The following is a 22,615-nucleotide window of genomic DNA, read 5'->3' as shown; positions in this document are numbered from 1 at the left end:
GGCGATCTGGCGAAGTCCCGGGCGTCGGGGCGCGACGTCGATCACGCCGCCGTCGGGCCACCCGGACGCCCGGTAGGGTCGCGGGGTGCCCGCGACGCCTCCGCCCCATGCCGACGCCCTGACCGATCGCCTCGTGCGTCCCGGATCGCTGTGGAGCCACGTGGACGTGGTCGCCTCCAGCGGCTCCACCAACGCCGACCTCGCGACCCTCGCGCGCGCCGGGGCCGCCCACGGCTCGGTCCTGGTGACCGACAGCCAGACCGCGGGCCGCGGACGGTTCACCCGGGCCTGGACGACCCCGCCGGGCGTCTCGGTCGCGATGTCGGTGCTCGTCCGCCCCGACGTGCCGGTGCGGAGATGGAGCTGGCTGCCGCTGATGACCGGCGTCGCGGTCGTGCGCGGCGTACGCGCGACCTCGGGGGTGGCCGCCACGCTGAAGTGGCCCAACGACGTCCTGGTCGGGGACCGCAAGCTGTGCGGCCTGCTCGCCGAGCGGGTGGACACCCCGACCGAGCCGGCCGCGGTGATCGGCTGGGGCATCAACGTGTCGATGTCCACCGACGAGCTCCCGGTTCCCACCGCGACCTCACTGCTGCTGGAGGGGGCGGAGGTCGACAAGACCGCACTGGTCGGCGACGTGCTGGAGGCGTTCGAGGCGGCGTACGCCCTGTGGGTCGACGACCCGGCGGCGCTGCGGGCGGCGTACGAGGCCGAGTGCGGGACGCTCGGGCGCGAGGTGCGCGTGATGCGCAACGTCGAGGGTGTCGTCGGCCGCGGTGCCGACGACGTGGAGGGCACCGCGGTCGGGGTCGACGACGACGGGGCCCTGCTCGTCTGCAACGCCACGGGCACGCAGAGCTTCTCCGCCGGCGACGTGCTCCACCTGCGCCCGCGCTGAGCGCGGCGCTTGCTAGGTTCCCGTCCATGAGCGGACGAGCGGGGGAGGCCGGGGCGAACCTGGCACCGGGGGAGCGGGTGGTGCACCATCTGCGCACCCATCCGAAGGCGTTGTTCGGGCCGGGGCTGGCGGTGTTCATGCTGGCCGCCGTGGGTATCGCGGCCGGCATCCTCCTTCCTGCCCAGGCGCAGCCCTGGGGGTGGATCGTCGTGGCGGTCGTGGCGGTTCTCGCCCTCCTGTGGTTCCTGGGCGGGCCGTTCCTGAAGTGGCGTTCGCGGACCTTCACCGTGACCACGCGCCGCATTGTCACGCGGTCGGGCGTGCTGAACCGCACCGGCCACGACATCCAGCTGCACAAGGTGAACTCCGTGGCCTATGACCGGAGCCTCGCCGACCGCATGTTCGGCTGCGGCACGCTGAAACTCGACACCGCCTCGGAGGCCGGCGTGGTCGTGCTGCCGGACGTGCCCGGCGTCGAGGAGGTCCAGCGCAGTGTCAACGAGCTGCTGTTCGCGGTCGGTGACGGCAGCGATCGCCACGCGGGAAGGGAAAGCGAATGATCGAGACCACCCGTCATGGTGATCACGTGGTCGAGCTGGTGATGAACCGGCCCGAGGCGATGAACGCGGTGTCGACCCAGCAGGCCCGCGACCTTTCCGAGGCTTGCAAGGAGATCGCGGCCGATGCGGGCGTACGCGCGGTGGTGTTGTCGAGCGCGCTGCCGAAGGCCTACTGCGTCGGCGCCGACCTCAAGGAGCGCAACGGGTTCGGCGACGACGAGTTGCGGGCCCAACGCGAGGTGTTCCGGGCCTGCTTCGGCGCAGTGCATGACCTTCCGGTGCCCGCGATCGCTGCGGTGGAAGGATTCGCGATGGGCGGCGGGTTCGAGCTCGCGCTGTGCTGCGACCTCGTCGTGGCCTCCGAGACCGCGGTGTTCGCGCTCCCCGAGCTGGGCGTCGGCGTGATCCCGGGGGGCGGCGGCACCCAGCTCCTGTCGCGCCGGATCGGGCTGAACCGGGCGGCCGACGTGATCTTCACCGGACGGCGCATCGACGTCGCCGAGGGGGAACGCATGGGCTTCGTCGACCGCCGGGTGGCCACGGGAAGCGCGCGTGATGCGGCCCTCGAGCTGGCCGCGCTCGTCGCCACGAAGTCGCCGATCGGGGCGCGCAACGCCAAGCGCGCCCTGGTCCACGGCTTCGACCTTCCGGTCGCCGACGGCCTCCGGCTCGAGCACGAGGGGTGGCAGGCGACGGCGTTCTCGCCCGACCGGGTCGAGGGCGTCGCCGCCTTCAACGAGAAGCGGGCGCCGCGCTGGAGTTGAGGTCACGCGCTGCACCGGCGATCAGGTCCGGCGGAAACTTCCTCCCGCCATGGAGGAACAATCCGCCGGATTTTCTTTGCTGGTGGGGATTGCGACGGGCGAGGATCGGGTCATCCCGAATCGGCCACCCGGTCCACCCCGAAAGGTTCCCTCATGAAGCGCAAGCTCGTCGCCCTCACCGCCTCCCTCGCCGTCTCCCTCGGCGGCGGCGCCACGTTCGTCGCCACCCAGGCGATCGCCGCCCCGTCGGGGGCCGTCTCGGTGGCGGAGGCCAGTCGCCTCCCTGAACTCAAGCTTGGCAGCGAGGGCGCGTCGGTGCGCCTGCTGCAGCGGGCGATCACCTACGCCGGCCACCGCGCCGAGGTCGACGGCCAGTTCGGCCCCGCCACCCAGTCGGCCGTCAGGGCCTTCCAGAAGGCCAGAGGCCTCCACGTCGACGGCGTCGTCGGTCCCCGCACGTGGGCCAGGCTGTTGCCGAGCCTCAGCTATGGGGCGAAGGGCGGCCAGGTCGCCACACTCCAGCTCTCGTTGAAGGACCGCGGCGCCACGCTCGCCATCGACGGCTTCTTCGGGCCGGCGACGAAGGCTGCGGTGATCGCGTTCCAGAAGTCCTCCGGCGTGCGGGCCGACGGTGTCGTCGGCGCGATCACGTGGGGCGCGCTGATGAACGAGGACGACGAGACCGCGACCCCCGGCCAGCCGGCCCCCATCGACGGCCGTTGGGTCGCGATGGACCAGTTGAAGACCGGCAACGGCGGCAACTACAGCTGTGGCCCCACCTCGGTCGCCATGGTGCTGGTGGCCAGGGGGAAGACGATCCCGGGTTATCGCGGCGCGAACGACTATGCCGACGCGGTCGCGAACCTGCGCCGGGTCTCGGGGACCACCCCGGACGGCACGGGCGCGAATGGCATGGAGCGTGCCCTGGAGAAGTACGGCGTGAAGGACCAGCGCACGAAGGACACCGCCGCCGCGCTGGCCGCCGCCCGCAGCGGCAAGCCCGTCATCCTCAACGGCTACACCAAGAACCTGCCGTGGCTCGGCGGCAGCGGCGGCCACTACATCGTCGTGACGGGCTTCGATGCGAAGACCGGGAAATACAAGGTCAACGATCCGTGGAAGGGTCGCACCGTCGAGACCTCCCGTTCCGTGCTGATGAACTTCGGTGAGAGCACCGGCGACCCCCGTGGCGGGGACTGGCGCGAGCACCACATCGTCTCCTGACGCCCCCTTCTCGCAAACCCCCCTTCTCGAAGACCCCTTGTGCGGCGCGGAAATCTCCGCGCCGCACAGGGAGGAAACATCCGCCCCGGATCGCTTTCCGGACGCACCGCCGCTCGTCCACGATGGATCCATCGAGCAAGACCCGATCCCCGCAGTCCCAGCAGGAACCCAACCAGGAGTCCCCATGAAGAACAAGGTCGTCGCCCTCGCCAGCGCCGCAGTCCTCTCGGTCGGCATCACCGCCGGCGTCACCCTCCAGCCCGCCTCGGCCGCCCCCGTCGAGGGTGTCTCGGTCAACGAGGCCACCAACTTCCCCGTGCTGAAGTCGGGTTCGCGGGGCGTGGCCGTCAAGGTCCTGCAGCGCCACCTCAACGTCGCGGCCGACGGCTCGTTCGGGCCGAAGACCGAGGCCGCGGTCAAGGCCTTCCAGAAGCGTTCCGGCCTCGCCGCCGACGGCGCGGTGGGCCCGCAGACCTGGTCGAAGCTCGTCCGGGAGTTGTCCAGCGGTGCCAAGGGCGATCGCGTGAAGGCGCTCCAGGCCACGCTGAACGACCATGGAGCCAAGATCGCCGTCGACGGATCGTTCGGCCCCGCCACCACGGCCGCGGCGAAGTCGTTCCAGAAGAGCAGGGGCCTGACGGCCGACGGCATCGTCGGCCCGGCGACCTGGGACGCGCTCATGGGATCGTCGAACCCGACCCGGCCCGCTCCGGCGGTGCCGGGCAAGGGCGGCCCCGACACCCGCTACAAGCACCCCAAGAAGTCGGGCGCCTACCGCAACGGCCAGCTCCCCAGCAGCATCCTGTGCACCGTCCCGTTCTCGCCGAAGGACAAGGTCGCCTGCTACATGCTGCCCGACCTCGTGGCCTTCAACGAGGCGCACAAGAAGATGTTCGGCAGCAACATCAGCATCACGGGGAACAACAACGCGTACCGCCCGCTGTCGGTGCAGGAGCACTACTGGCGCACGCTGCCCCGCGGTCAGGCGGCCCGTCCCGGCACGTCCAACCACGGCTGGGGCCTCGCGATCGACATCTCGAACGTCGGCGGACACGGCACCGCGCGCTACCGGTGGCTGAACTCGAACGCCGGCAAGTACGGCTTCGACGACAATGTCGGCCACGAGGCGTGGCACTGGGAGTACGAGCGCTGATCCGGGCGTCGTCGCCAGCACCGCCCCGTCCTTCGCGGACGGGGCGGTTCTGCGTCCCACAGCGCTCGTGAACCCTCTGTAGGATCGGCCCGTGCAGAATCCCGCCCACGGCCACGCCGACGACCTCCCGCACAACCCCCTCCCGCACAACATCGAGCTTCCGCTCGAGGAGCGCGGCAGCTCGGGTGACCTCAGGCAGCAGCTGATGCGCTTCGTCGCCACCGGTGTGCTGTCGGCCATCGTCGACTACGGGCTTCTGCTGATCCTCACGCACGCCTTCGACTTCGGCCAGACCCTGGCCAAGGCCATCTCCTTCATCGCCGGCACCACGACGGCCTACATGATCAACCGCCGCTGGACCTTCAAGGCCGAGCCCTCGACCAGGCGCCTGGTGGCCGTCTGGCTCACCTACGGGCTCACGTTCTTCCTGCAGGTCGGCCTGTACGCGCTGGTCTTCCAAGCGCTCGACGACCGGGTGGAGGACCTGCTGGGGTTGACCGCCCTCGTCATCGCCCAGACGGTTGGCTTCGTCGTCGCCCAGGGCGTCGCCACGATCTGCAACTTCGTGATCCAGCGCGTCATTTTCGCGAAGCTGGACCGGTGAGCGCCGTGCCCATCGACCAGACCGCCCCCGACGGCACCAGGTCGTTCGTCGTCGGCGTCATCGGCGGCGGCCAGCTCGCCCGCATGATGTACGCCGCCTCGATCCGCCTCGGCATCACCGTCCGCGTCCTCGCCGAGGGCCCCGACGTGTCCGCCGCCCTGGTCGCCCATGACGTGGTGGTCGGCGACCACGACGACCCCGAGACCGTGGCCGCGTTCGCCGCCGACTGTGACGTGATCACGTTCGACCACGAGCACGTGCCTACCGGCATCCTGCGCGACCTCGAGGCCTCGGGCGTCTCCGTGCGGCCCGGCCCGGCGGCGCTCGTCCACGCCCAGGACAAGGCCGTGATGCGCGAGCGACTGGCCGCGTACGCCCCCGCGTACGCGGTCGTGCGCGACGCGGCCGCGCTGAAGGCTTTCGGGGATGCCCAGGGCTGGCCGATCATCGCGAAGATCGCGCGCGGCGGCTATGACGGCAAGGGTGTGTGGAAGCTCGAGGACGCCCGCGACGCCGACGAGCTGTTCGGCGGGGTGGGCGACGGCACCACGATCGTGGCCGAGGAGCTCGTCGACTTCGCGCGGGAGCTGTCGGCGATCGTGGTTCGCTCGCCGTCGGGGCAGGCGGTCGCCTACCCCGTCTCGGAGTCGGTCCAGACCAACGGCATCTGCACCGAGACCGTGACGCCCGCGCCCGGACTGACCGACGACCAGGCCGTCGCCGCCCAGCAGCTGGCCCTGCGGGTGGCCCACGAGCTCGGCGTCGTCGGCGTGCTCGCGGTCGAGCTGATGGAGCGCCGCGACGGGTCGGTGGTCATCAACGAACTCGCCATGCGCCCCCACAACACCGGCCACTGGACGAGCGACGGCGCCCACACGAGCCAGTTCGAGAACCACCTCCGCGCCGTGCTCGACCTGCCGCTGGGCGATCCCGGCATGCGGGCCGCGCAGGTCGTCATGGTCAACGTGCTTGGCGGCTCGATCGACGACCTGCCGAGCGCCCTGCTCCACTGCTTCGCCCGCGACCGGCGGCTCGGCGTCGAGCTCTATGGCAAGCAGGTCAAGCCCGGCCGCAAGGTCGGCCACGTGAACGCGTACGGCGACGACCTCGCCGACGTGCGCCGTCGGGCGCGCCACGCCGCGAACTATCTGATGGGGGTCGAGGGACATGACTGACACGTTCTCCGAAGGACACCTGACCGACACGTTCTCCGAGCGAGCGCAGCAAGTCGAGGAGCCGCGCGTCGGCATCGTGATGGGGTCCGATTCCGACTGGTCCACCATGGAGGCGGCCGCGCAGGCGTGCCGGGAGTTCGGGGTCGCGTACGAGGCCGACGTGGTGTCGGCCCACCGCATGCCGGACGCGATGGTCGACTACGGCCGCCGCGCCCACGAGCGCGGCCTCGAGGTCATCATCGCGGGCGCCGGGGGAGCGGCCCACCTGCCCGGCATGCTCGCGGCGCTCACACCGCTGCCGGTGATCGGCGTGCCGGTGCCGCTGAAATATCTCGACGGCATGGACTCGCTCCTCTCGATCGTCCAGATGCCTGCGGGCGTGCCCGTGGCGACCGTGGCGATCGGCAACGCACGCAACGCTGGCCTGCTGGCCGTCCGCATCCTCGCCGCCGGCGACCCGGACCTGACCGCGAAGATGGTCGGGTTCCAGGCCGACCTGAAGACGGCGGCCGAGGCCAAGGGCGCGAAGGTCCGGGGCGGCTGACGTGCGGTCGCCGCGGCGTACGGCCGGTAGGCTCGCGGTCACGTGTCTGGTCCTGGTGACCGCGTGTACGCAGGCCCCGGCCAACCCGTCGGCGCCGAAGGTGGCCGAGCACCGCGCTCAAGCCGGCGCGGCCGATGCGGCCCTCCTCGCGCGGGTGTCCCAGGGACCCCGTCCCCTGCCCTCCGACGTGTCGCGCGACGTGTGCCGCAGGCCCGAGCCCACCACGTTCGGCCAGCCGCCCCGGCATCGACTGGCGTGCGGACTCACCACGAGTGTGGCCCTGGCCCTGCCGGCAGTCGACGGGGTCGGCGCCCTGCACGAGCAGGCCGTCGCCGCCGGCTGCACGCCCGATGGCGCGGTCGACCTGCGCGCGTGGGGGAGGGACTACCCGACCGAGCGCCTGCCCACCCTGAGCTATCGCTGCGGTCACCGGCTGAAACTCGAGTACGCGGCGTCCCGGCCGTTCGATCTGCACACCTCACCCGAGACGATCTCGCGCAACGGCGAAGTCGTGGTCTCCGAGCGCCGGCCCGACGCGGCGGCGCTGGCGCGGGCCCGGTCTGCGCCCGAACCGCTGGGTGTGTGGGTCAGCGTCGTCCACATCTATTGGAAGGAATAGCCCATGCTGCAGGGAATCGCCGATCTGGTCCGCGGGATCGCCATGGTCGCCCGTCGGCCCGGCGTGATCGGGCTCGGGCTCGTGCCGCCGCTGATCAGCTCGATCGTCATGGTCGGCCTGCTGGTCGGGTTCGGCTTCTGGGTCGACGACCTCGCCGACTGGCTCACGCCGTTCGCGTCGCGTTGGGCGCCGTCGACCGCCGGCATCGTGCGCGGCATCGTCATGATCATCCTGTACGCCGCCGCGATCCTGCTGGTCGTCCTGACGTTCTCGGCGGTCACGCTCGCCCTCGGCGCGCCGATCTATGAGCGCATCGCGGGCCGCATCGACGACGCCGTCTCGATGGTCGCGCCGACCGGTGCCGCCGAGCGACCGGACCAGCTGGTCGGACGCGTCGTCGGCCAGGTGCTGGTGACCGTCGGGCTGTCGGTGGTCGGCTCGGTCGTGTGCTTCCTGCTCGGCCTGGTGCCGGTCATCGGCGCGGTGATCGGCTTCCTCGCCTCAGCCCTCTTCGGCGGGTGGATGATGGCGCGCGAGCTCGTCGGCCCGGCGCTGGAGCGCCGCGGGTTCCTGACGCTCGCGGCCCGCGCCAAGGTCCTGCGTACGCGGCCCGCGACCGTGCTGGCGTTCGGCATCCCCGTGTTCTGGCTGCTGGCGATCCCGTTCGTGTCCATCGCGTTCTTCCCCGGCGCGGTCGCGGGTGGGACGCTGCTGACGCGCCGCCTGCTGGGGGAGCCGACCCGACCCGACGGTCAGGAACGACCAGTTCGTACTGATCGGTAGTTTTCGGCGCGGCGGGCGGGATAGGCTGCCCCCCGTGACCGACTTCACCGACATGTACCGTCCCACCGAGGACCACGACGCCTTCCGCGCAGCCGTCCGCGAGGTGTGCGACGCGAAGGTCGCGCCCTTCGCCGCCGAGGCCGACGAGAGCGCCGAGTTCCCCCAGAAGTCCTTCGACGCGCTGTTCGCGACCGACATGCACGCGCCCCACATCCCGGAGGCGTACGGGGGCGTGGGCGCCGACGCGCTCGCGACCGTCATCATCATCGAGGAGGTCGCCCGCGCCTGCGCCTCGTCCTCGCTGATCCCCGCGGTGAACAAGCTCGCGACGGTGCCGCTGCTGCTGTCGGCGTCCGACGAGGTCAACCAGAGATATCTGCCGAAGATGGCGAACGACGGCGCGATGTTCTCCTACTGCCTGTCGGAGCCGGAGGCCGGCTCCGACGTGGCGTCGATGAAGACCCAGGCCGTACGCGAGGGCGACGAGTTCGTCCTCAACGGCGTGAAGCGCTGGATCTCGAACGCCGGCACGGCCGACTACTACACGGTGTTCGCCGTCACCGACCCGGAGAAGCGTACGAAGGGCATCTCGTGCTTCGTGGTCGAGAAGGCCGATGAGGGCGTCTCGTTCGGGGCGCCGGAGAAGAAGCTCGGCATCAAGGGCTCGCCGACGCGCGAGGTCTATTTCGACAACGTCCGCATCCCGGCCGACCGCATGGTGGGCGACCAGGGGACCGGGTTCGTCACGGCGATGAAGACGCTCGACCACACGCGCGTGACGATCGCCGCGCAGGCGCTCGGCATCGCGCAGGGCGCGCTGGACTATGCGCTCGGCTATCTCAAGGAGCGGCAGCAGTTCGGCAAGCCGCTCGCCGACTTCCAGGGCCTGCAGTGGATGGTCGCCGACATGGGCATGAAGATCGAGGCCGCGCGCCAGCTGACGTACGCGGCCGCCTGCCGCTCGGAGCGCGTGGACGCCGACCTGACCTATTTCGGCGCGGCGGCGAAGTGCTTCGCCTCCGACGTCGCGATGGAGGTCACGACCAACGCCGTGCAGCTGCTGGGCGGCTACGGCTACACGCGCGACTATCCGGTGGAGCGCATGATGCGCGACGCGAAGATCACCCAGATCTACGAGGGCACCAACCAGGTGCAGCGCATCGTCATGGCGCGCCAGCTGCTGCAGGGGCTGCCGGAGAATCGCTGAGCCCTGGGGTGGACCCCGCCCGCGGATACTGAACGGGTGTCGAGACTCTGGGTGGTGCTGGTCGTCGCCGTGCTCCTGGGCGTGAGCGGATGCGCGTCCGGAAGGCCGGTGCCCCCGCCATCACGGCAGGAGCGCCGGGTGGGGACGCTCCTCGGCCAGATCTCCGATGTGAAGCCGGCGGGGAAGGTGCCGCGCTGGGGCGGTGCGTACCTCGACCGCCGGGACGTGCTGGTCGGGCACCTGCAGGAGCAGGGGAGGCCGGAGGCGGCCGCGCGCGTGGTCGCGGCGGGGCAGGGGCTGGTGTACGCGGCCGTCTATGACTCGTGTTCCAGCAACGACGCCCGCGTGGTGGTCGTGGGCGACCAGGTCCGGCAGCAGGTGACGTCCCTGGGTCGGACGTGTGCGAGGGCCCAGTACGGGGTGGCGGTGTTCTCGCTGCGGTGGGACGAACTCCCGCCCGAGTTCACGCTCGACGGCGCGTGGTACGCCGATCGCCGTCAGGTCTCGTGACGCTCACGGCTTCCCGAACCGCTCCAGCTTCGACGTGTCGCCGGCCTTGATCTCGGCGAACATCTCCTTGGACCTCTTGTCGTCCCACAGCATCGACGACCCGGCCCGGGTCGTGTAGTTCGGGTTCGACACCGGCACCATGAGCGTCAGGCCCTTGCCGGTCGCGACCTGCTGCAGCGGGCCGGCGAGCCCGGCCAGTGTGAACAGGCCGGCGTCCTTGTCGGTGCGCAGCGCCTGCGCCGCGCCCATGTTGACGCCCCACCAGCGGAACGGGTTCAGCACGGTCATGGGCGTCGCGGCCTTCTTGACCATGGCGCCGACCATCTCGCGCTGGCGGTTCATGCGGCCGAGGTCGCCGGTGGGGTCCGCGTACCTCATGCGGGCGTAGCCCAGCGCCGTCGTGCCCTTCATGGTCTGGCATCCGGCCGGGACGTCGATGTGGGCGCGCTTGTCCTTGATCGGCGTCTTGGGGCACAGCTCGACTCCGCCCAGCGCGTCGATGACGCCGGCGAACCCGCCGAAGCCGATCTCGGCGTAGTGGTCGACGCGCAGGCCGGTGTTCTGCTCGATGGTCGCGACCAGCAGCTTCTCGCCCCCGAACGCGTACGCCGCGTTGATCTTGTTCTTGCCCTTGCCGGGGATCGTGACGTAGGAGTCGCGCGGCACCGACACCAGCGCCGGCTTCCCGCTCTGCGGGACGAACAGCATCATGATCGTGTCGGTGCGCTTGCCCTCGGTCGATCCCGTGCCGAGCTCCTTCTTCTCCTCGTCGGTGAGGCCCTCGCGGGAGTCGGAGCCCACCAGCAGCCACAGCTCGCCCGGCTGGTCGGCCGGGCGCTGGCCGGCGGGGAACGCGTCGATCTTGGTCGAGGAGCCCCAGGCGTACGCCGGGGTGCCGACCAGGAACACCATCCACGCGACCAGCAGGGCGGTGATGATCGCCATCGTGCGGCGCACGGGGTTGCCGCGGCGGCGCCTCCTGTGAGTGACCGGGCCCGGCGGCTCGTCGACGGGAGCGGGGCGCGTACGCCCGGGTCTGGCCTGGGCCGGGGGGACCGCGGCCTGCTGGCGTGTGCGCGAGGCCGCAGCCGCCTGGGCCCGCGTACGCGGGGGAGCGCTGTCCTCGCCGAATGTGGCGCGGCGCGAGCGGGCGGTGTTGGCCGGGGCGTCGGTGGGGGTCGCGGAGACCCGCGTCGGCTGGTCGGCGGGGTCGACCGGCCGCTTGGCGCCGTCTCCTCGATAGAGCCAGCTCATGTTGTCGTCGCGACCGGGCATGTGCCCAAACTACCGGGTGGGGGCCAACCTGCCGGTCGCCCGGCGTGGCGTCCACGGCTCACGGGACGATCGCCCCAGACTGGGTCACGTCTTTCCGAAGGCCGACTTCCCCAGCTTCCCCATTCGAAAGGCACCTGTGACCGTGGACCCCGTCGACCAGCCAGCTCCGCCCGCGCCCCGGCGCGCCGGATCGAGCCGATCGCCCGTTCCCGATGCCCAACGTCGGGCCGACGCGCTGCGCCTGCGCCGCGCCGTCGGCAACCTCGGGCTGACGCTCGTGGTGCCGGGCTCTGCCCAGCTGCTGCACGGCGACCGGCGCGTCGGGCGGGTCGCAATGCGGGTGTGGGCGGGGCTGTGGACCGTGCTGCTCGCACTCCTCGTCGTCTTCGCGGTCAGCCGCGGTTCTGCGATCGCGATCCTGACGTTCACCCCGATCACATGGCTGATGGCGCTGGTCATCGGGGCGGCCGGCCTCGGGTGGGCGTACCTCATGGTCGACGCGTGGCGCCTGTCGCGGCCCCCGGAGCTCGCGCAGCACCACCGCCTCGGCTATGGCCTGGTGGCGGGCACGCTGGCGCTCGCGCTCGGGGTGGGCGGCATCGCGTCGGCCAACGTCGTCCAGGCGCAGGGCGACTTCCTCGGCACGGTGTTCTCGGGCGGCGGCGACACCCGCACCAAGGGGGGGCGCTACAACGTCCTGCTGCTGGGCGGCGACGCCGGAACCGGGCGTGAGGGCCTGCGTCCCGACTCGATGACCGTCGCGTCGATCGACGCGAAGACCGGCAAGACCGTCCTGTTCTCGCTGCCGCGCAACCTCGAGGACGTGGAGTTCCCCGACTCCTCGCCGATGAAGAAGATCTATCCCGGCAGGTTCAGCTGCCCGAACCACGAGTGCCTCCTCAACGCCGTCTACACCAAGGCGATGGAGCACAAGGAGCTCTATCCGGGGGTGAAGGACCCGGGCGCGGTCGCCACGAAGGAGGCCATCTCCTGGGTGACGGGGCTCGAGATCAACTACTACGCGTTGATCGACCTCAACGGGTTCAAGTCGCTCATCGACGCGGTAGGCGGGGTGAAGGTCGACGTCATGAAGCGGGTGCCGGTGGGCGGAGGCTCGACCGAGGTGAAGCGCTACATCGAGCCGGGCCGCGCCGTGCACATGAACGGGCAGAACGCGCTCTGGTATGCGCGCTCGCGCCACGAGTCGACCGACTACGAGCGCATGGCCCGGCAGAAGTGCGTGATGAACGCGATGCTGAACCAGCTCGATCCGGTGACCGTGATCACCCGCTTCCAGTCCATCGCGGGCGCCGGCAAGCAGATCGTGGAGACCGACGTGCCGACCAGCGAGATGGAGCGCCTGGGCACCCTGGCGATGAAGGCACGGCAGACGAAGATCGCCTCGGTGTCGTTCGTGCCGCCGCTGGTCCAGCCGGGACGCCCTGACTTCGGCGTGATACGCGAGACCGTGCGTACGCGGATCGCCGCCCAGACGCCCAGGCCGAAGGGGCAGGAGGTCCCGGCGACGTCGGCGCCGCCGGCTCCCGCGCCGGCTCCTGGGCCGGCCGTCACCGAGGCGCCGAGCGCGACGCCGACGAAGAAGGCGAAGGCCACGCCGACCCGGTCGAGCAGGAAGGCCACGCCGACGCCGACCCTCACGCCGACGCCGACCCCGGTGAGCGAGCCCGGCACGGACGACCTCGGGCTGGTGTGCCAGGCGGCCTAGGTGTACTGACCGGTCGGGTGGCGACCCCGTGCCGGGAGTACGCGGCACCAGGTCGCCACCCGCGCGGTCAGGGGTGCGTGCGGTCCTCGACAGGGATGCGTACGCCGGTCGTCGCGTGTGCGCGAGTTGGGTTTGGGTCCCGGCGTGTCGACGCAACTTGTGCAGCGGTGTGCGCAAGTTGGGTGTAGGTGGGGGGTGGGCACCAGGGGTGCGTGCGGGGAGCGCGTCAGGGGCGCGTGTGCCGCGACGTGTCCACCGTCTGCTCGGCCCCGCGCAGCATTCCGGACCACCAGCCCGCGCCCCACGCGTAGTGCATCACGGCGACGACCTGCGCGAACCGCGCCTTCTCGGCCGCCGGGGCGTCTCCGCGAGCCGCGTACGCCCCCAGCAGCGCCGCATAGCTCAGCGGACCCGCGTACGCGACCCTCAGCACCCGACCCGGCCCCCGGACCAGGCCCGCCGCGTCGGCCGCGGCGATCCCGCAGGCCGCCGCCGTTCCCGCCACCAGCGCGCCGGGCGCGAAGAAGCGCAGCGGCGTCTTGTGCCACACGCGCCGCATCACGTGGCCGCGCCAGGCCCCGGTCGACCAGAACTGGCGCGCCAGCCGCTCCACCGAGTCGCGCGGCCAATAGGTCACCGCGAGCTCAGGGGTGAACCAGACGGTGTGGCCGGCCTCGCGGATGCGGAGGTTCAGCTCCCAGTCCTCGCCCCGGCGTACGGACTCGTCATAGCCGCCCACCTGCGCCAGCGCCTCGCGCCGGAACACCCCGAGGTACGCCGACTCGCACGGCCCCGCCTCGCCGCCGGAGTGGTAGGTGCCGCCGCCGAGCCCGATGGGGGAGTTGTACGCCCGGGCCACCGCCCGCTGGAACGGCGAGCGACCGGCCGCGACCATGAGCCCGCCGACGTTGACGGCGCCCGTCTCGCGCAGCGTCGCGACGGCCCGGCGCGTGTAATCCGGCGGCAGCTCCGAGTGGGCGTCCACCCGCACCACGATCGGGTGGCGCGACGCGGCGATGGCGAGGTTGAGGCCCTTAGGGATGTCGGTGCCGGGGTTGTGCACGATGTGGATGCGCGGGTCGGCGGCGGCGACCGCCTCGGCCAGCGCCGTGGTTCGGTCGCGCGACGGTCCGAGGGCCAGCACGACCTCGTTCTCGCCCGGATAGTCCTGGTCGAGCACGGACGCGATGGCGTCGGTGAGATAGGACTCCTCGTTGAGGACCGGCATCACATACGACACCGCGGGCCAGGTGTCGTCGGGCCAGGGGAAGCTCACAGCTCGGCCTCCTCGAGGCGGGCGCGGGCGTCGGCATCGATCGTCGGGGCGACCACGACGCTCGACCCTCCCCCCAGCAGCGGGGCGACCAGCGCCGCGCGGACCGCCGCGAGCGCGTCGCCCTCGCTGACGACCACGGCCCGCGACCCCCGACCCTCGCCGGCGGACACGTCGGCGTGGGTGAGGTCGACGCCACCCACCGACCACGCGAGCGCATCCGCCTCGGGACCCTCGCCGAACCACGCGTCCGGCTGGGCCAGCGCGTCGGCGGAGAAGTCGCGTACGCCGGCGGGCAGGTCGCGCAGCCCGAGCGCCAGCGGGTGGAGCGAGCACGCGTACGACCCGGGGCCGCCGCCGGCGTCGGGGCCGGTGACGACAAGGTCGGCGTCGCCGTCGACGACGGCCAGCCCGGCCCGCCAGACGCCCGCGACCCACACCAGCGTCATCCAGTGGGCGGGGTGGGTGGCGAGGAGGTCGAGGCGGACGCGGTCGCCGGGTCCGAGGTCGGCCTCGTCCACCAGGAGGTTCGCGGTCTTGTCGGCCCAATTGGAGAACGTGCGGGCCGACAGCTCCGTGCGCTCGGTCGGTGACCCGTAGTGGGTGAGGAACGGGGACGCGGGGTCCCGGCGTACGCGGTCGGCGAGCAGGTCGGGGAGAAGCGTCACGTCGCTCATCCTAGGAGCGCTGACCAGCCGCTAGGGTCAGGGGCATGCGTTATGTGGTGATCATGGCCGGTGGTTCCGGGAAGCGTCTGTGGCCGTTGTCCCGACAGGGGATGCCCAAGCAGATGCTCCATCTCGTCGGCGACCGCAGCCTGCTGCGGATGGCCTTCGACCGGGTCGTCGACGTGGTCGGGGCCGACCGCGTGTGGGTCTGCACCGGCGGCCAGTACGCCGACACCGTGCGCGAGGAGCTCCCGGAGATGCCGGCCGACCAGGTGCTGGGCGAGCCGGAGGGCCGTGACTCCCTCAACGCGGTGGCGTGGCCGGCCGCCGTGCTGGCCAAGGCCGACCCCGACGCGGTGGTGGCGATGGTGACGGCCGACCAGATCATGCAGCCGGTGGAGGTGTTCCGGAAGGCGCTGCGGCGCGGGTTCGAGGTCGCCGAGGGCGACCCCGACGCGCTGGTGACGTTCGGCGTCGTGCCGAACACGCCCCACACGGGCTACGGCTACCTCCACCAGGGCGACGCCGTCGGCGGTGACGACAACGTGCGCGAGGTCGTCGAGTTCAAGGAGAAGCCCGACCGCGAGACCGCGGAGCGCTATGTGGCCTCGGGCGAATACTGGTGGAACGCCGGCATGTTCGTCTGGCGCGCCTCCACCCTGCTGGCCCAGCTCGAGCGGCTCGTGCCCGACGGCCACGCGATCGTGCGGGAGCTGGCCGACGACCCGGCGAAGCTGGACGAGTTGTTCCCGAGGCTGCCGAAGATCTCGGTCGACTACGCGATCATGGAACCGGTCTCGCTCGGTCGCGGCACGCCGGGCTCCCACGTGGTCGCGGTGCGCCTGCCCATCACGTGGCACGACGTCGGCGGCTTCCCGTCGCTGGCCGAGCACCTGCCCCACGACGAGGACGGCAACGCCCGCGAGGGCCGCACGATCATGCTCGACGCGGTGAACAACCTCGTGATCAACAAGGGCGCCGACGGGCGGCTGGTCGCCGTGCTCGGCATGAGCGACACGATCGTGGTCCAGACCGACGACATCACCCTGGTGTGCCCGTCGGGGCGCGCGGAGCAGGTCAAGAACCTGGTGGCGAAGGTCGCCGACGACCTGGGCGAGGCGTACGCCTGACCGCTACAGCACCCGCCTGATCCACCCCGCGTCCTCCGGCGCCCCCTCGACCACCGCGGCCACGAGGTCCTCGCCCTCGAGCTCGACCAGCTCGTCCCAGCGTCCCGTCTGGCCCGTCGCCCGCAGCACCGCGTCCAGCACCGCCTCGCGGCGCCCCAGCCGGAAGAAGTCGGCGCGCTCGTCGCGCAGCAGGGGAGCGGACGACCCGTCCTCGGCCGTCACCAGCCGCCCCAGCCCGCGGATCACCGCGACCGGCCGGCCGCCGAGCTTCGTCTTGGCGAGGTCGGCGGCGGACGCCAGTTCGTCCGCCACCGCGATCTCCGTCACGCGCAGGTCATTGCCGTACGCGTCGGTGCGCCCGACGTGGGAGTCCAGGGGGAGTACGCCGGCCAGCCCGATCGCCAGGTCGATCTGACCCGTACGCCAGGCCCGCCCCGACGTGTCGCTCACCACGACGCCGATCGTCGCGCCCGTACGCTCGCGCACCGCCGCCCGGATCGCCCGCGCCGACGCGTCGGGGTCGACGGGGAGCAGCAGGGCGGTGCCGCCGGCCACGTTGGACGAGTCGATGCCGGCCGCGGCGTGGACGAGCCCCAGGCGGTGCTCGACGATCACCGTGCCGCCGCGCTTCGCCACGACCCGCCGCGACTCGGCGCGCCGCGCGGCCTCCTTGTCGGCCTCGGCGATGACCCGTCCCTCGGCCTTCGACACGACCTTCGAGGTGACCACCCAGATGTCGCCGTCGACGGGCTGGGTGACCGCGAGGATCAGCTCCGCGAGGTCGTCGCCGGCGCGCACCTCGCCGATGCCGTCGGGCGCCTCCACCGTGACGACGCTCATCGGCCGGCGCGCTCGACGCCCGCGCGGACGAACGTGGCGGTGGCCTCCGGCGTACGCATCATCAGGTCGGTCGCGAGGGCGGGCAGCCCGGCTTCCTCGACCCGCGCCACGGAACCGGCGTCCGCGGAGTCCATCACCCACGCGTCCAGCAGCCCGCCGGGCTTCGACCGCGCCCCATAGTGGAGCCCCACGGCCCCGGCGTCCACCTCGACCCCGATCGCCGGGAGCAGCTTGTCGGCCATGCCGAGCACGGGCCGGCCGCCCAGGATGCCGGCGTACCCCACGACCGTCGCGCGCGTGGACCGCAGGGCCGGGCGTACGCCGCCGGTCGCGAGGATGGGACCGATCGACACCACGGGGTTGGACGGACCGACGAGCACGAGGTCGGCGCCCGAGATGGCCTCGAGCACGGCGTCGGTGGCGCGGGCCCGGTCGATGCCGACCTGGAGGACGCGCTCGACCTTCGGCTCGGCGTGCAGGCGCACCCAGAACTCCTGGAAGTGCACGGCGCGGCGCCCCGACGGCTCGTCCGGGTCGGCGATGACCACGTGGGTCTCGACGCGGTCGTCGGTCATGGGCAGCACGCGCAGCTTCGGGTCGTGCGCCAGCCAGCGCGAGGCCAGCGCCGCGGTGATGTCGGTCGCGCTGGCCCCCGCGGTGATCAGCTGGGAGCGCACGAGGTGGGTCGCGATATCGCGGTCGCCCAGCGCGAACCACGTGGGCTCGACGCCATAGGTCTTCAACTCATCCAGGATCGACCACGTCTCGTCGGCGCGGCCCCAGCCCTTCACGGGGTCGAGGCCGTCGCCGAGCGCGTACAACATGGTGTCGATGTCGGGACAGATGCGCAGCCCGTGCATCGTGACGTCGTCTGCGGTGTTCGCCACCACGTCGATGTGGGCGTCCGGCCAGGCGGCGCGTACGCCGCGGACGAACCTGGACCCTCCCACTCCTCCGGCCAACACGACGATCCGATCGATGCTCACCCGCGCCATTGTGTCAGTCGATTCCCCTACGCTTGCCCCCATGGTCGATGGACTGAAGAAAGTACGCGAACCCGCCGCCTGGCTCGTCCTGGTCGGCATCGGGCTCGGCATGGTGATGGACTTCGTACGCGTGGCCCAGGGCGCCACGGGTGAAGAGGGCGGCTGGGCGTTCTCGACCTACGCCCAGGCCCTGTTCGGTCCGGGTGCCGCCGCCCTGCTGCTTGTCGCCGTGGCCGCCTGCGCGGCGTGGGAACCGCGGTCGCCGAAGGCGTCGGCCCTCGCGTGGACGGGCGCGGTGATCGCCGGCCTCGGCACGCTGGTGCAGGCGGTGTTCGGCGTCATCCACCTGACGCGCGTGGCCCCGCTCAGCGGCGCGGTCCCGACCCTCGTCGAGGCCGTCGACCTGATCGCGTTCCTCCTGATCCCCGCCGCAGTCACCCTCGTGCTGGTGCGTCTCGCGGGTCGGACCGGCCAGCGCGCGTCCACCCCGGCGATCGAGGCTGCGCCCGCCGACGACCCCAACGCGCCGACGTGGCAGCCCGACCAGGCCGCCGGCGCGGCCTGGTCCACGGCGTCGGGGGCCGCCGCCGGTGCGGGGGCCAGCGGCTGGGGCGTCCCGGGCGAGCGCGGGGGGTGGCTGCCCGAGCAGGGCCACCAGGGCCACCAGGGCCAGCAACAGCAGGGCCCACACAGCCATCAGCAGCAGGGCCAGCTCACCCAGGGCCAGCCTGCGTACGACCAGTCGCCCTATGGCCAGCAGGCGTACGCGCAACCGGGCCAGGGCGCCCACCAGTCCCAGCCCTCGGCCTCCGGACCCCCGATCATCTACCCCAACGGCCCGACCGACCAGGCCGACACGACCCAGTTCCGCGGGCGATGGGAGCCCAACCGCCCAGAATAGAGGGACTTTTCGACATGCCCGGGCTTGACTTACCGGTAACGACAGGCATGTAATTCCATCAACGTATTTCGTGGACGGGCGGGTTCGCGGACGGGTCGAGGAGGAAACATGCAGGATTTGCTGGCGGTCGTGGCCGTCGACGATGAGGGCGCGCTGGGGTGGCAGGAGCGCGCGCTCTGCGCCCAGACCGACCCCGAGGCTTTCTTCCCCGAGAAGGGTGGATCGACCCGGGAGGCCAAGAAGGTGTGCCTGTCGTGCGACGTGCGCAGCAACTGCCTCGAATACGCCCTGTCGAACGACGAGCGGTTCGGCATCTGGGGCGGGCTCAGCGAACGCGAGCGCCGCAAGCTGAAGAAGCGGGCTGTCTGACCGAGCCATTACGATGAGGGACGCTGCGGCGTCCCTCATGTCGTTTCGCGGCGCCCGCACGCCCAGCCCGAACGACCCCGACCCGAGGTGGCCCCCCACGATGACGACGACCGACGACACGTGGGCGTGGGCCCATGAGGAGCGCGAGGCCGCTCCGGTCGACGTGTCCCACCTCCGCGTCACCGCCGTTCTCGTGGCCCACAACGCCGCTGTCTGGCTGGCTCCCGCACTGCGCTCGCTGGCCGGCCTGACCACCCGGCCCGCGCGCTGGCTCGCCGTCGACAACGGCTCCGATGACGCCACCGGCGATCTGCTGCGCGCGAGCGGGCTGTTCGACCTCGTGGTCGACGGGTCCGCCGACGAGGGCTTCGGCCAGGCCGTCGCCCGCGCGCTGGCGGCCGACGCCGGTGGCGCGCGAGCTGATGACCACCCCGATCCCTGGCTCTGGCTCCTCCATGACGATGTCGTGGCCGAACCCGACACCCTCCACGAGCTCCTGGCGGCCACGGTCGCCGACCCCGATGCCGACGTGCTCGGCCCGAAGCTCCTCCAGCCCGGCCGCGGCGAACGACGCATCAGCGAGCTCGGCGTCTCCATCGCCGACTCCGGCCGTCGCGTGTCCCCCCTCACCCCGGGCGAGATCGACCAGGGCCAACACACCGCCCAGCAGGTGCTCGGAGTCAGCACCTGCGGGATGCTCATCCGCCGCGCGGTGTGGGACGAGCTCGGCGGCCTCGCCCCCGAACTGCCCGTGTTCCGCGACGGCGTCGACCTTGGCTGGCGGGCGACCGCCGCCGGCCACCGCGTGGTGACCGCGCCCGAGGCCGTGTTGACCCACCGCCGCGCCGGTCGCGAGGGGCTGCGTGCCAGCCGCCTCATCGGCGACGACCCCGACCAGCTCGACCGCGCGCTGGCCCTGCGGACCGTCGCCGCGCGCGGCGGCCGTGGTCGCCTCGTCCTCGGCTCCTACGCCCGCGCGCTCGGCTTCCTCCTCGCGAAGGCCCCCTCCCGCGCCACGGCCGAGCTGCGCGCGGTGAAGACCTGGCGAGGCGGCCCGGCCAGCCTCACCCAACGGGTGCGTCCGGCGACCCCGGCGGGCGCCGAGGCCCTCGAGCGCCTCCGGCCCGGCCGCTGGGCCGGGGCCCAGGCCGCCGCCGACGAGGTCCACGACTGGGCCTCGAACCGCTGGCAGGAGGCGTTCGGCGAGGAGCCCTCGACATCCCTCGACGAGCTGACGGGCGACGACTTCGCCGGCGGCGACACCGTCCGTCGGGGCTTCTGGACGCGGCCGGTCGTGCTGGTCGGCCTCCTGCTCACCGTCCTTGCCGTCGCAGCCGGCCGCGGCCTGGTGGGGGCCGGCCACCTCGTCGCCCCCGGCCTGCTGCCGGCCCGCGACACCCTCGGCGAGGCGTGGCGGGCCTACCTGGCGCCCATCCCCGGCGCGCCCGGCCTGTCGGCGCCGCCCTGGGAGGGCTGGGTCGCGCTCGGCTCGACCCTGGCCTTCGGCCAGCCCGAGTGGTTCACCACCGGGCTCGCCCTCTTCTGCGTCCCCCTGGCCTATGCGAGCGCCCAGCTCCTGCTCCGCCGCGAGGTCGCGAGCCCCGGCGTACGCCTGGCCGCGGGCGCCGCGTACGCCCTGGCGCCCGCGCTCCTCGGTGGGCTGAACCGCGGCCAGCTCGGCCTGATGGTGGTCGCCATCCTGCTGCCCCCGCTGGCGGTCGGCCTGCGCGGTCTCGCCCTGCGCGATCCCGGCGCGGGGGAGCGCTGGCGTGCCGCGTTCTGGGCCGGGCTCGTCGCCACCGTCACCGTCAGCTTCCACCCGGTCCTGCTCTTCCCCGGCCTGCTGGCGGCGCTCGTCGCCGCGGTGGTCTGGCGCCGCGACCGCGTACGCCTGGCCCGGGTCGCCATCGCCGTCGCCGTCCCCCTGGTCCTCCTCGCCCCCTGGTGGCCGGCGATCGCCCGCGGCTGGACGCGGCTGGTGACCGGGCCCGACGCCGGCCTCGCCGCCGACCCCTGGGCCGGGCTGGCGCCGTGGTGGCTGTGGGTCCCCGCGGGCCTGGCGCTGGCGGTCCTGGCCCTGGCCGGGCTCGCCCGCCGCACCCGGTCGGCGGCCGTCTGGGCCGGCTGGGCCGCGGCCCTCATCGCCCTTGCGATCGCCGTGGTCCTCGCGTCCCGGCTGGCGACCGGGATGCCCTTCGGCACGCGCGTCCGGCCCGACACCCACGCGCTGGTCCTGCTCGCGGTCGCGGGCCTCGTGCTCGCGGCGGCCCGGGGGCTCGACGGGCCGTGGCGCGTACGCCCCCTCGCCGCCCTGGCCGGCCTCCTCGCGGGCGTCGTGCTCGTCGCGTCGGCCGGGTGGTGGGCGTGGGCCAGCGTCGCGGGGCCGGTCAAACGCGACCGATTGGACGCCATGCCGCCGTTCGTGCGGGTCGCGATGAACTCGCCCGCGGCCACGCGTACGCTCGCGCTCGACTTCGCCGGCGCGCCCGGACTCCGCTGGTCGCTGGTCGCCGACGACCAGCTCCGGCTCGGCGACGCCGACCGCGGGCTGGCGTTCGGTGGGTCGAAGGACATGCAGGACCGCACGCGCAGCGTCGTCGCCCGCCTCGTCGCGGGCGCCGGCGACGAGCAGGTCGCCGGCGACCTCGCGCGGCTCGGGGTGGCCCACGTCTGGGTGCGCGGGGCCACCGAGGAACAACGCGCCCGCATCACCAACGTGCCCGGGCTGGGCCCCGGATCCGGCGACGAGCGCGGCCTGGTCTGGACGGTTCCCGGGACTGTGGCCCGGCTGGCGGTGACCGCTCCAGCGGCCGCGTCCGGCCCCGTGGCCCCGGTCGCCCTCGACGGCCGCCCGGGCGCCGAGCCCGCCGTCGACCTGCCCGCGGGCCGCGGCCGCACGCTCACCGTCGCCGAGCCCACCGACGCCCGTCGCGTCGTGACGTTCGACGGCGAGCGGCTCGAGCCGCGCACCACGGGCGGCGCGACGACGTACGCCGTCCCGGACCGCGCCGGACGCCTGGCCGTCGCCTGGCACACGCCGGTCTGGCCGTGGGTGCTGGCCCTCCAACTGATCGGGCTGCTCGCCGTGGTCGTCCTCGCCGCGCCGTCCTGGGCCGGCGACCAGCGCCGCCGGGCCCGGGCGAGGGCCGCGAGCGAGCCCGTCGGACGCCGCGCTGCGGGAGGTGCCGCATGACCGGTGAGCCCCGCACGACCAGTGAGCCCGGCACGACCAGTGAGCCTCGCGCCGAGATGTCGCGCCTGCGCCGCGCCGGTGCCGTCGCCGCCGTCGCCCTCGCCCTGGGCGCGGTCGTGGCCGGCGGCGCCACGGTGCGGCCCGCCGCCATCCCGCCCGCGGACCCGGTCGACACCACCGGTCGCACCGTCACGGTCTGCCCCGCCGCGCCGG

At 72.7% G+C, this 22,615-nt stretch carries 23 protein-coding genes; 18 read left to right on the top strand and 5 right to left on the bottom strand.

All coding sequences use genetic code 11. The annotated features are described in order from the left end of the window. The first annotated feature begins 85 nt into the window (after positions 1-85). The 12 genes from ACYVAG_RS16015 (at position 86) to ACYVAG_RS15960 (ending at position 10,041) form a co-directional block, all read left to right on the top strand. Positions 86-898 carry a biotin--[acetyl-CoA-carboxylase] ligase gene (locus ACYVAG_RS16015; RefSeq protein ID WP_460771316.1) on the top strand — a complete coding sequence of 271 codons (813 nt, stop codon included), beginning with the start codon at positions 86-88 and terminating at the stop codon, positions 896-898. A gap of 26 nt (positions 899-924) precedes the next feature. Continuing rightward, entirely contained in the window at positions 925-1,458 is a 534-nt protein-coding gene (locus ACYVAG_RS16010) for a PH domain-containing protein (RefSeq protein WP_460771315.1), read from the top strand. After that, entirely contained in the window at positions 1,455-2,222 is a 768-nt protein-coding gene (locus tag ACYVAG_RS16005) for an enoyl-CoA hydratase/isomerase family protein (protein WP_460771314.1), read from the top strand. Before ACYVAG_RS16010 ends, ACYVAG_RS16005 begins: the two co-directional genes overlap by 4 nt. A gap of 153 nt (positions 2,223-2,375) precedes the next feature. Next, positions 2,376-3,446: a peptidoglycan-binding protein gene (locus ACYVAG_RS16000; protein WP_460771312.1), complete on the top strand. Its 1,071-nt coding sequence runs from the start codon at positions 2,376-2,378 to the stop codon at positions 3,444-3,446. Between the two features lie 184 nt (positions 3,447-3,630). After that, positions 3,631-4,599, top strand: a complete 969-nt coding sequence (locus ACYVAG_RS15995) for a peptidoglycan-binding protein (RefSeq protein ID WP_460771310.1) — start codon at positions 3,631-3,633, stop codon at positions 4,597-4,599. 91 nt (positions 4,600-4,690) lie between these two features. Beyond that, complete coding sequence (locus ACYVAG_RS15990) at positions 4,691-5,203, top strand: GtrA family protein (protein WP_460771309.1); 513 nt, start codon at positions 4,691-4,693, stop codon at positions 5,201-5,203. Next, positions 5,200-6,378, top strand: a complete 1,179-nt coding sequence (locus ACYVAG_RS15985; protein WP_460771307.1) for a 5-(carboxyamino)imidazole ribonucleotide synthase — start codon at positions 5,200-5,202, stop codon at positions 6,376-6,378. Before ACYVAG_RS15990 ends, ACYVAG_RS15985 begins: the two co-directional genes overlap by 4 nt. Further along, positions 6,371-6,922 (top strand): 5-(carboxyamino)imidazole ribonucleotide mutase, encoded by a 552-nt coding sequence (gene purE, locus ACYVAG_RS15980; protein WP_460771306.1) that lies wholly within the window; start codon positions 6,371-6,373, stop codon positions 6,920-6,922. Before ACYVAG_RS15985 ends, purE begins: the two co-directional genes overlap by 8 nt. Before the next feature lies 1 nt (position 6,923). Next, the gene (locus tag ACYVAG_RS15975) at positions 6,924-7,541 is read left to right on the top strand and encodes a hypothetical protein (RefSeq protein ID WP_460771305.1); all 618 of its coding nucleotides are present in this window, start codon (positions 6,924-6,926) and stop codon (positions 7,539-7,541) included. A gap of 3 nt (positions 7,542-7,544) precedes the next feature. Beyond that, positions 7,545-8,324, top strand: a complete 780-nt coding sequence (locus tag ACYVAG_RS15970; RefSeq protein ID WP_460771303.1) for an EI24 domain-containing protein — start codon at positions 7,545-7,547, stop codon at positions 8,322-8,324. 52 nt (positions 8,325-8,376) lie between these two features. After that, positions 8,377-9,531: an acyl-CoA dehydrogenase family protein gene (locus tag ACYVAG_RS15965; RefSeq protein ID WP_460771402.1), complete on the top strand. Its 1,155-nt coding sequence runs from the start codon at positions 8,377-8,379 to the stop codon at positions 9,529-9,531. A gap of 36 nt (positions 9,532-9,567) precedes the next feature. Beyond that, complete coding sequence (locus tag ACYVAG_RS15960; protein ID WP_460771302.1) at positions 9,568-10,041, top strand: hypothetical protein; 474 nt, start codon at positions 9,568-9,570, stop codon at positions 10,039-10,041. Between the two features lie 3 nt (positions 10,042-10,044). Here ACYVAG_RS15960 and ACYVAG_RS15955 read toward each other — a convergent pair whose 3' ends face one another. Then, positions 10,045-11,316 carry an LCP family protein gene (locus ACYVAG_RS15955; RefSeq protein ID WP_460771300.1) on the bottom strand — a complete coding sequence of 424 codons (1,272 nt, stop codon included), beginning with the start codon at positions 11,314-11,316 and terminating at the stop codon, positions 10,045-10,047. Positions 11,317-11,452: 136 nt separating this feature from the next. Between ACYVAG_RS15955 and ACYVAG_RS15950 the strand changes: the two genes are divergently transcribed. Further along, on the top strand, positions 11,453-13,042 hold the full coding sequence (locus ACYVAG_RS15950) for an LCP family protein (RefSeq protein WP_460771299.1): 1,590 nt from the start codon (positions 11,453-11,455) through the stop codon (positions 13,040-13,042). Between the two features lie 226 nt (positions 13,043-13,268). Here the strand turns inward: ACYVAG_RS15950 and ACYVAG_RS15945 are convergent, their stop codons facing one another. Next, entirely contained in the window at positions 13,269-14,318 is a 1,050-nt protein-coding gene (locus ACYVAG_RS15945; protein WP_460771297.1) for a glycosyltransferase family 2 protein, read from the bottom strand. Beyond that, the gene (locus ACYVAG_RS15940; protein ID WP_460771295.1) at positions 14,315-14,983 is read right to left on the bottom strand and encodes a TIGR03089 family protein; all 669 of its coding nucleotides are present in this window, start codon (positions 14,981-14,983) and stop codon (positions 14,315-14,317) included. The genes ACYVAG_RS15945 and ACYVAG_RS15940 overlap by 4 nt, the downstream gene beginning before the upstream one ends. A 44-nt stretch (positions 14,984-15,027) precedes the next feature. On the opposite strand from ACYVAG_RS15940, the gene ACYVAG_RS15935 reads away from it, so the two are divergent. Then, the gene (locus ACYVAG_RS15935) at positions 15,028-16,113 is read left to right on the top strand and encodes a mannose-1-phosphate guanylyltransferase (RefSeq protein WP_460771293.1); all 1,086 of its coding nucleotides are present in this window, start codon (positions 15,028-15,030) and stop codon (positions 16,111-16,113) included. A 3-nt stretch (positions 16,114-16,116) separates the two neighbouring features. Here ACYVAG_RS15935 and cofE read toward each other — a convergent pair whose 3' ends face one another. After that, a complete protein-coding gene (gene cofE / locus ACYVAG_RS15930; protein WP_460771290.1) occupies positions 16,117-16,953 on the bottom strand; it encodes a coenzyme F420-0:L-glutamate ligase in 837 nt (278 codons plus the stop codon). Continuing rightward, the gene (gene cofD, locus ACYVAG_RS15925; protein ID WP_460771288.1) at positions 16,950-17,939 is read right to left on the bottom strand and encodes a 2-phospho-L-lactate transferase; all 990 of its coding nucleotides are present in this window, start codon (positions 17,937-17,939) and stop codon (positions 16,950-16,952) included. Before cofD ends, cofE begins: the two co-directional genes overlap by 4 nt. A 40-nt stretch (positions 17,940-17,979) precedes the next feature. Between cofD and ACYVAG_RS15920 the strand changes: the two genes are divergently transcribed. The 4 genes from ACYVAG_RS15920 to ACYVAG_RS15905 form a co-directional block, all read left to right on the top strand. Further along, positions 17,980-18,840 carry a hypothetical protein gene (locus ACYVAG_RS15920; RefSeq protein ID WP_460771286.1) on the top strand — a complete coding sequence of 287 codons (861 nt, stop codon included), beginning with the start codon at positions 17,980-17,982 and terminating at the stop codon, positions 18,838-18,840. 108 nt (positions 18,841-18,948) lie between these two features. Continuing rightward, complete coding sequence (locus tag ACYVAG_RS15915; RefSeq protein ID WP_460771284.1) at positions 18,949-19,209, top strand: WhiB family transcriptional regulator; 261 nt, start codon at positions 18,949-18,951, stop codon at positions 19,207-19,209. 100 nt (positions 19,210-19,309) lie between these two features. Then, complete coding sequence (locus tag ACYVAG_RS15910; protein ID WP_460771283.1) at positions 19,310-22,402, top strand: glycosyltransferase family 2 protein; 3,093 nt, start codon at positions 19,310-19,312, stop codon at positions 22,400-22,402. After that, positions 22,399-22,615 (top strand): hypothetical protein (locus ACYVAG_RS15905; protein ID WP_460771282.1); only part of this gene is annotated, 217 nt, incomplete at its 3' end. The genes ACYVAG_RS15910 and ACYVAG_RS15905, both read left to right, overlap by 4 nt.

This window comes from Mariniluteicoccus flavus, assembly GCF_054776655.1.
Note: the sequence above shows the minus strand (reverse complement) of the source record. Positions and strands in the feature narration are given on the sequence as shown.

Excerpts from the sequence above, each read along its gene's own strand:
- ACYVAG_RS16010 (WP_460771315.1), top strand. The coding sequence starts at position 925 with ATGAGCGGACGAGCGGGGGAGGCCGGGGCGAACCTGGCACCGGGGGAG.
- ACYVAG_RS16005 (WP_460771314.1), top strand. The coding sequence starts at position 1,455 with ATGATCGAGACCACCCGTCATGGTGATCACGTGGTCGAGCTGGTGATG.
- ACYVAG_RS16000 (WP_460771312.1), top strand. The coding sequence starts at position 2,376 with ATGAAGCGCAAGCTCGTCGCCCTCACCGCCTCCCTCGCCGTCTCCCTC.
- ACYVAG_RS15995 (WP_460771310.1), top strand. The coding sequence starts at position 3,631 with ATGAAGAACAAGGTCGTCGCCCTCGCCAGCGCCGCAGTCCTCTCGGTC.
- purE (WP_460771306.1), top strand. The coding sequence starts at position 6,371 with ATGACTGACACGTTCTCCGAAGGACACCTGACCGACACGTTCTCCGAG.
- ACYVAG_RS15970 (WP_460771303.1), top strand. The coding sequence starts at position 7,545 with ATGCTGCAGGGAATCGCCGATCTGGTCCGCGGGATCGCCATGGTCGCC.
- ACYVAG_RS15965 (WP_460771402.1), top strand. The coding sequence starts at position 8,377 with ATGTACCGTCCCACCGAGGACCACGACGCCTTCCGCGCAGCCGTCCGC.
- ACYVAG_RS15955 (WP_460771300.1), bottom strand. The coding sequence starts at position 11,316 with ATGCCCGGTCGCGACGACAACATGAGCTGGCTCTATCGAGGAGACGGC.
- ACYVAG_RS15935 (WP_460771293.1), top strand. The coding sequence starts at position 15,028 with ATGCGTTATGTGGTGATCATGGCCGGTGGTTCCGGGAAGCGTCTGTGG.
- cofE (WP_460771290.1), bottom strand. The coding sequence starts at position 16,953 with ATGAGCGTCGTCACGGTGGAGGCGCCCGACGGCATCGGCGAGGTGCGC.
- ACYVAG_RS15920 (WP_460771286.1), top strand. The coding sequence starts at position 17,980 with ATGGTCGATGGACTGAAGAAAGTACGCGAACCCGCCGCCTGGCTCGTC.
- ACYVAG_RS15915 (WP_460771284.1), top strand. The coding sequence starts at position 18,949 with ATGCAGGATTTGCTGGCGGTCGTGGCCGTCGACGATGAGGGCGCGCTG.
- ACYVAG_RS15910 (WP_460771283.1), top strand. The coding sequence starts at position 19,310 with ATGACGACGACCGACGACACGTGGGCGTGGGCCCATGAGGAGCGCGAG.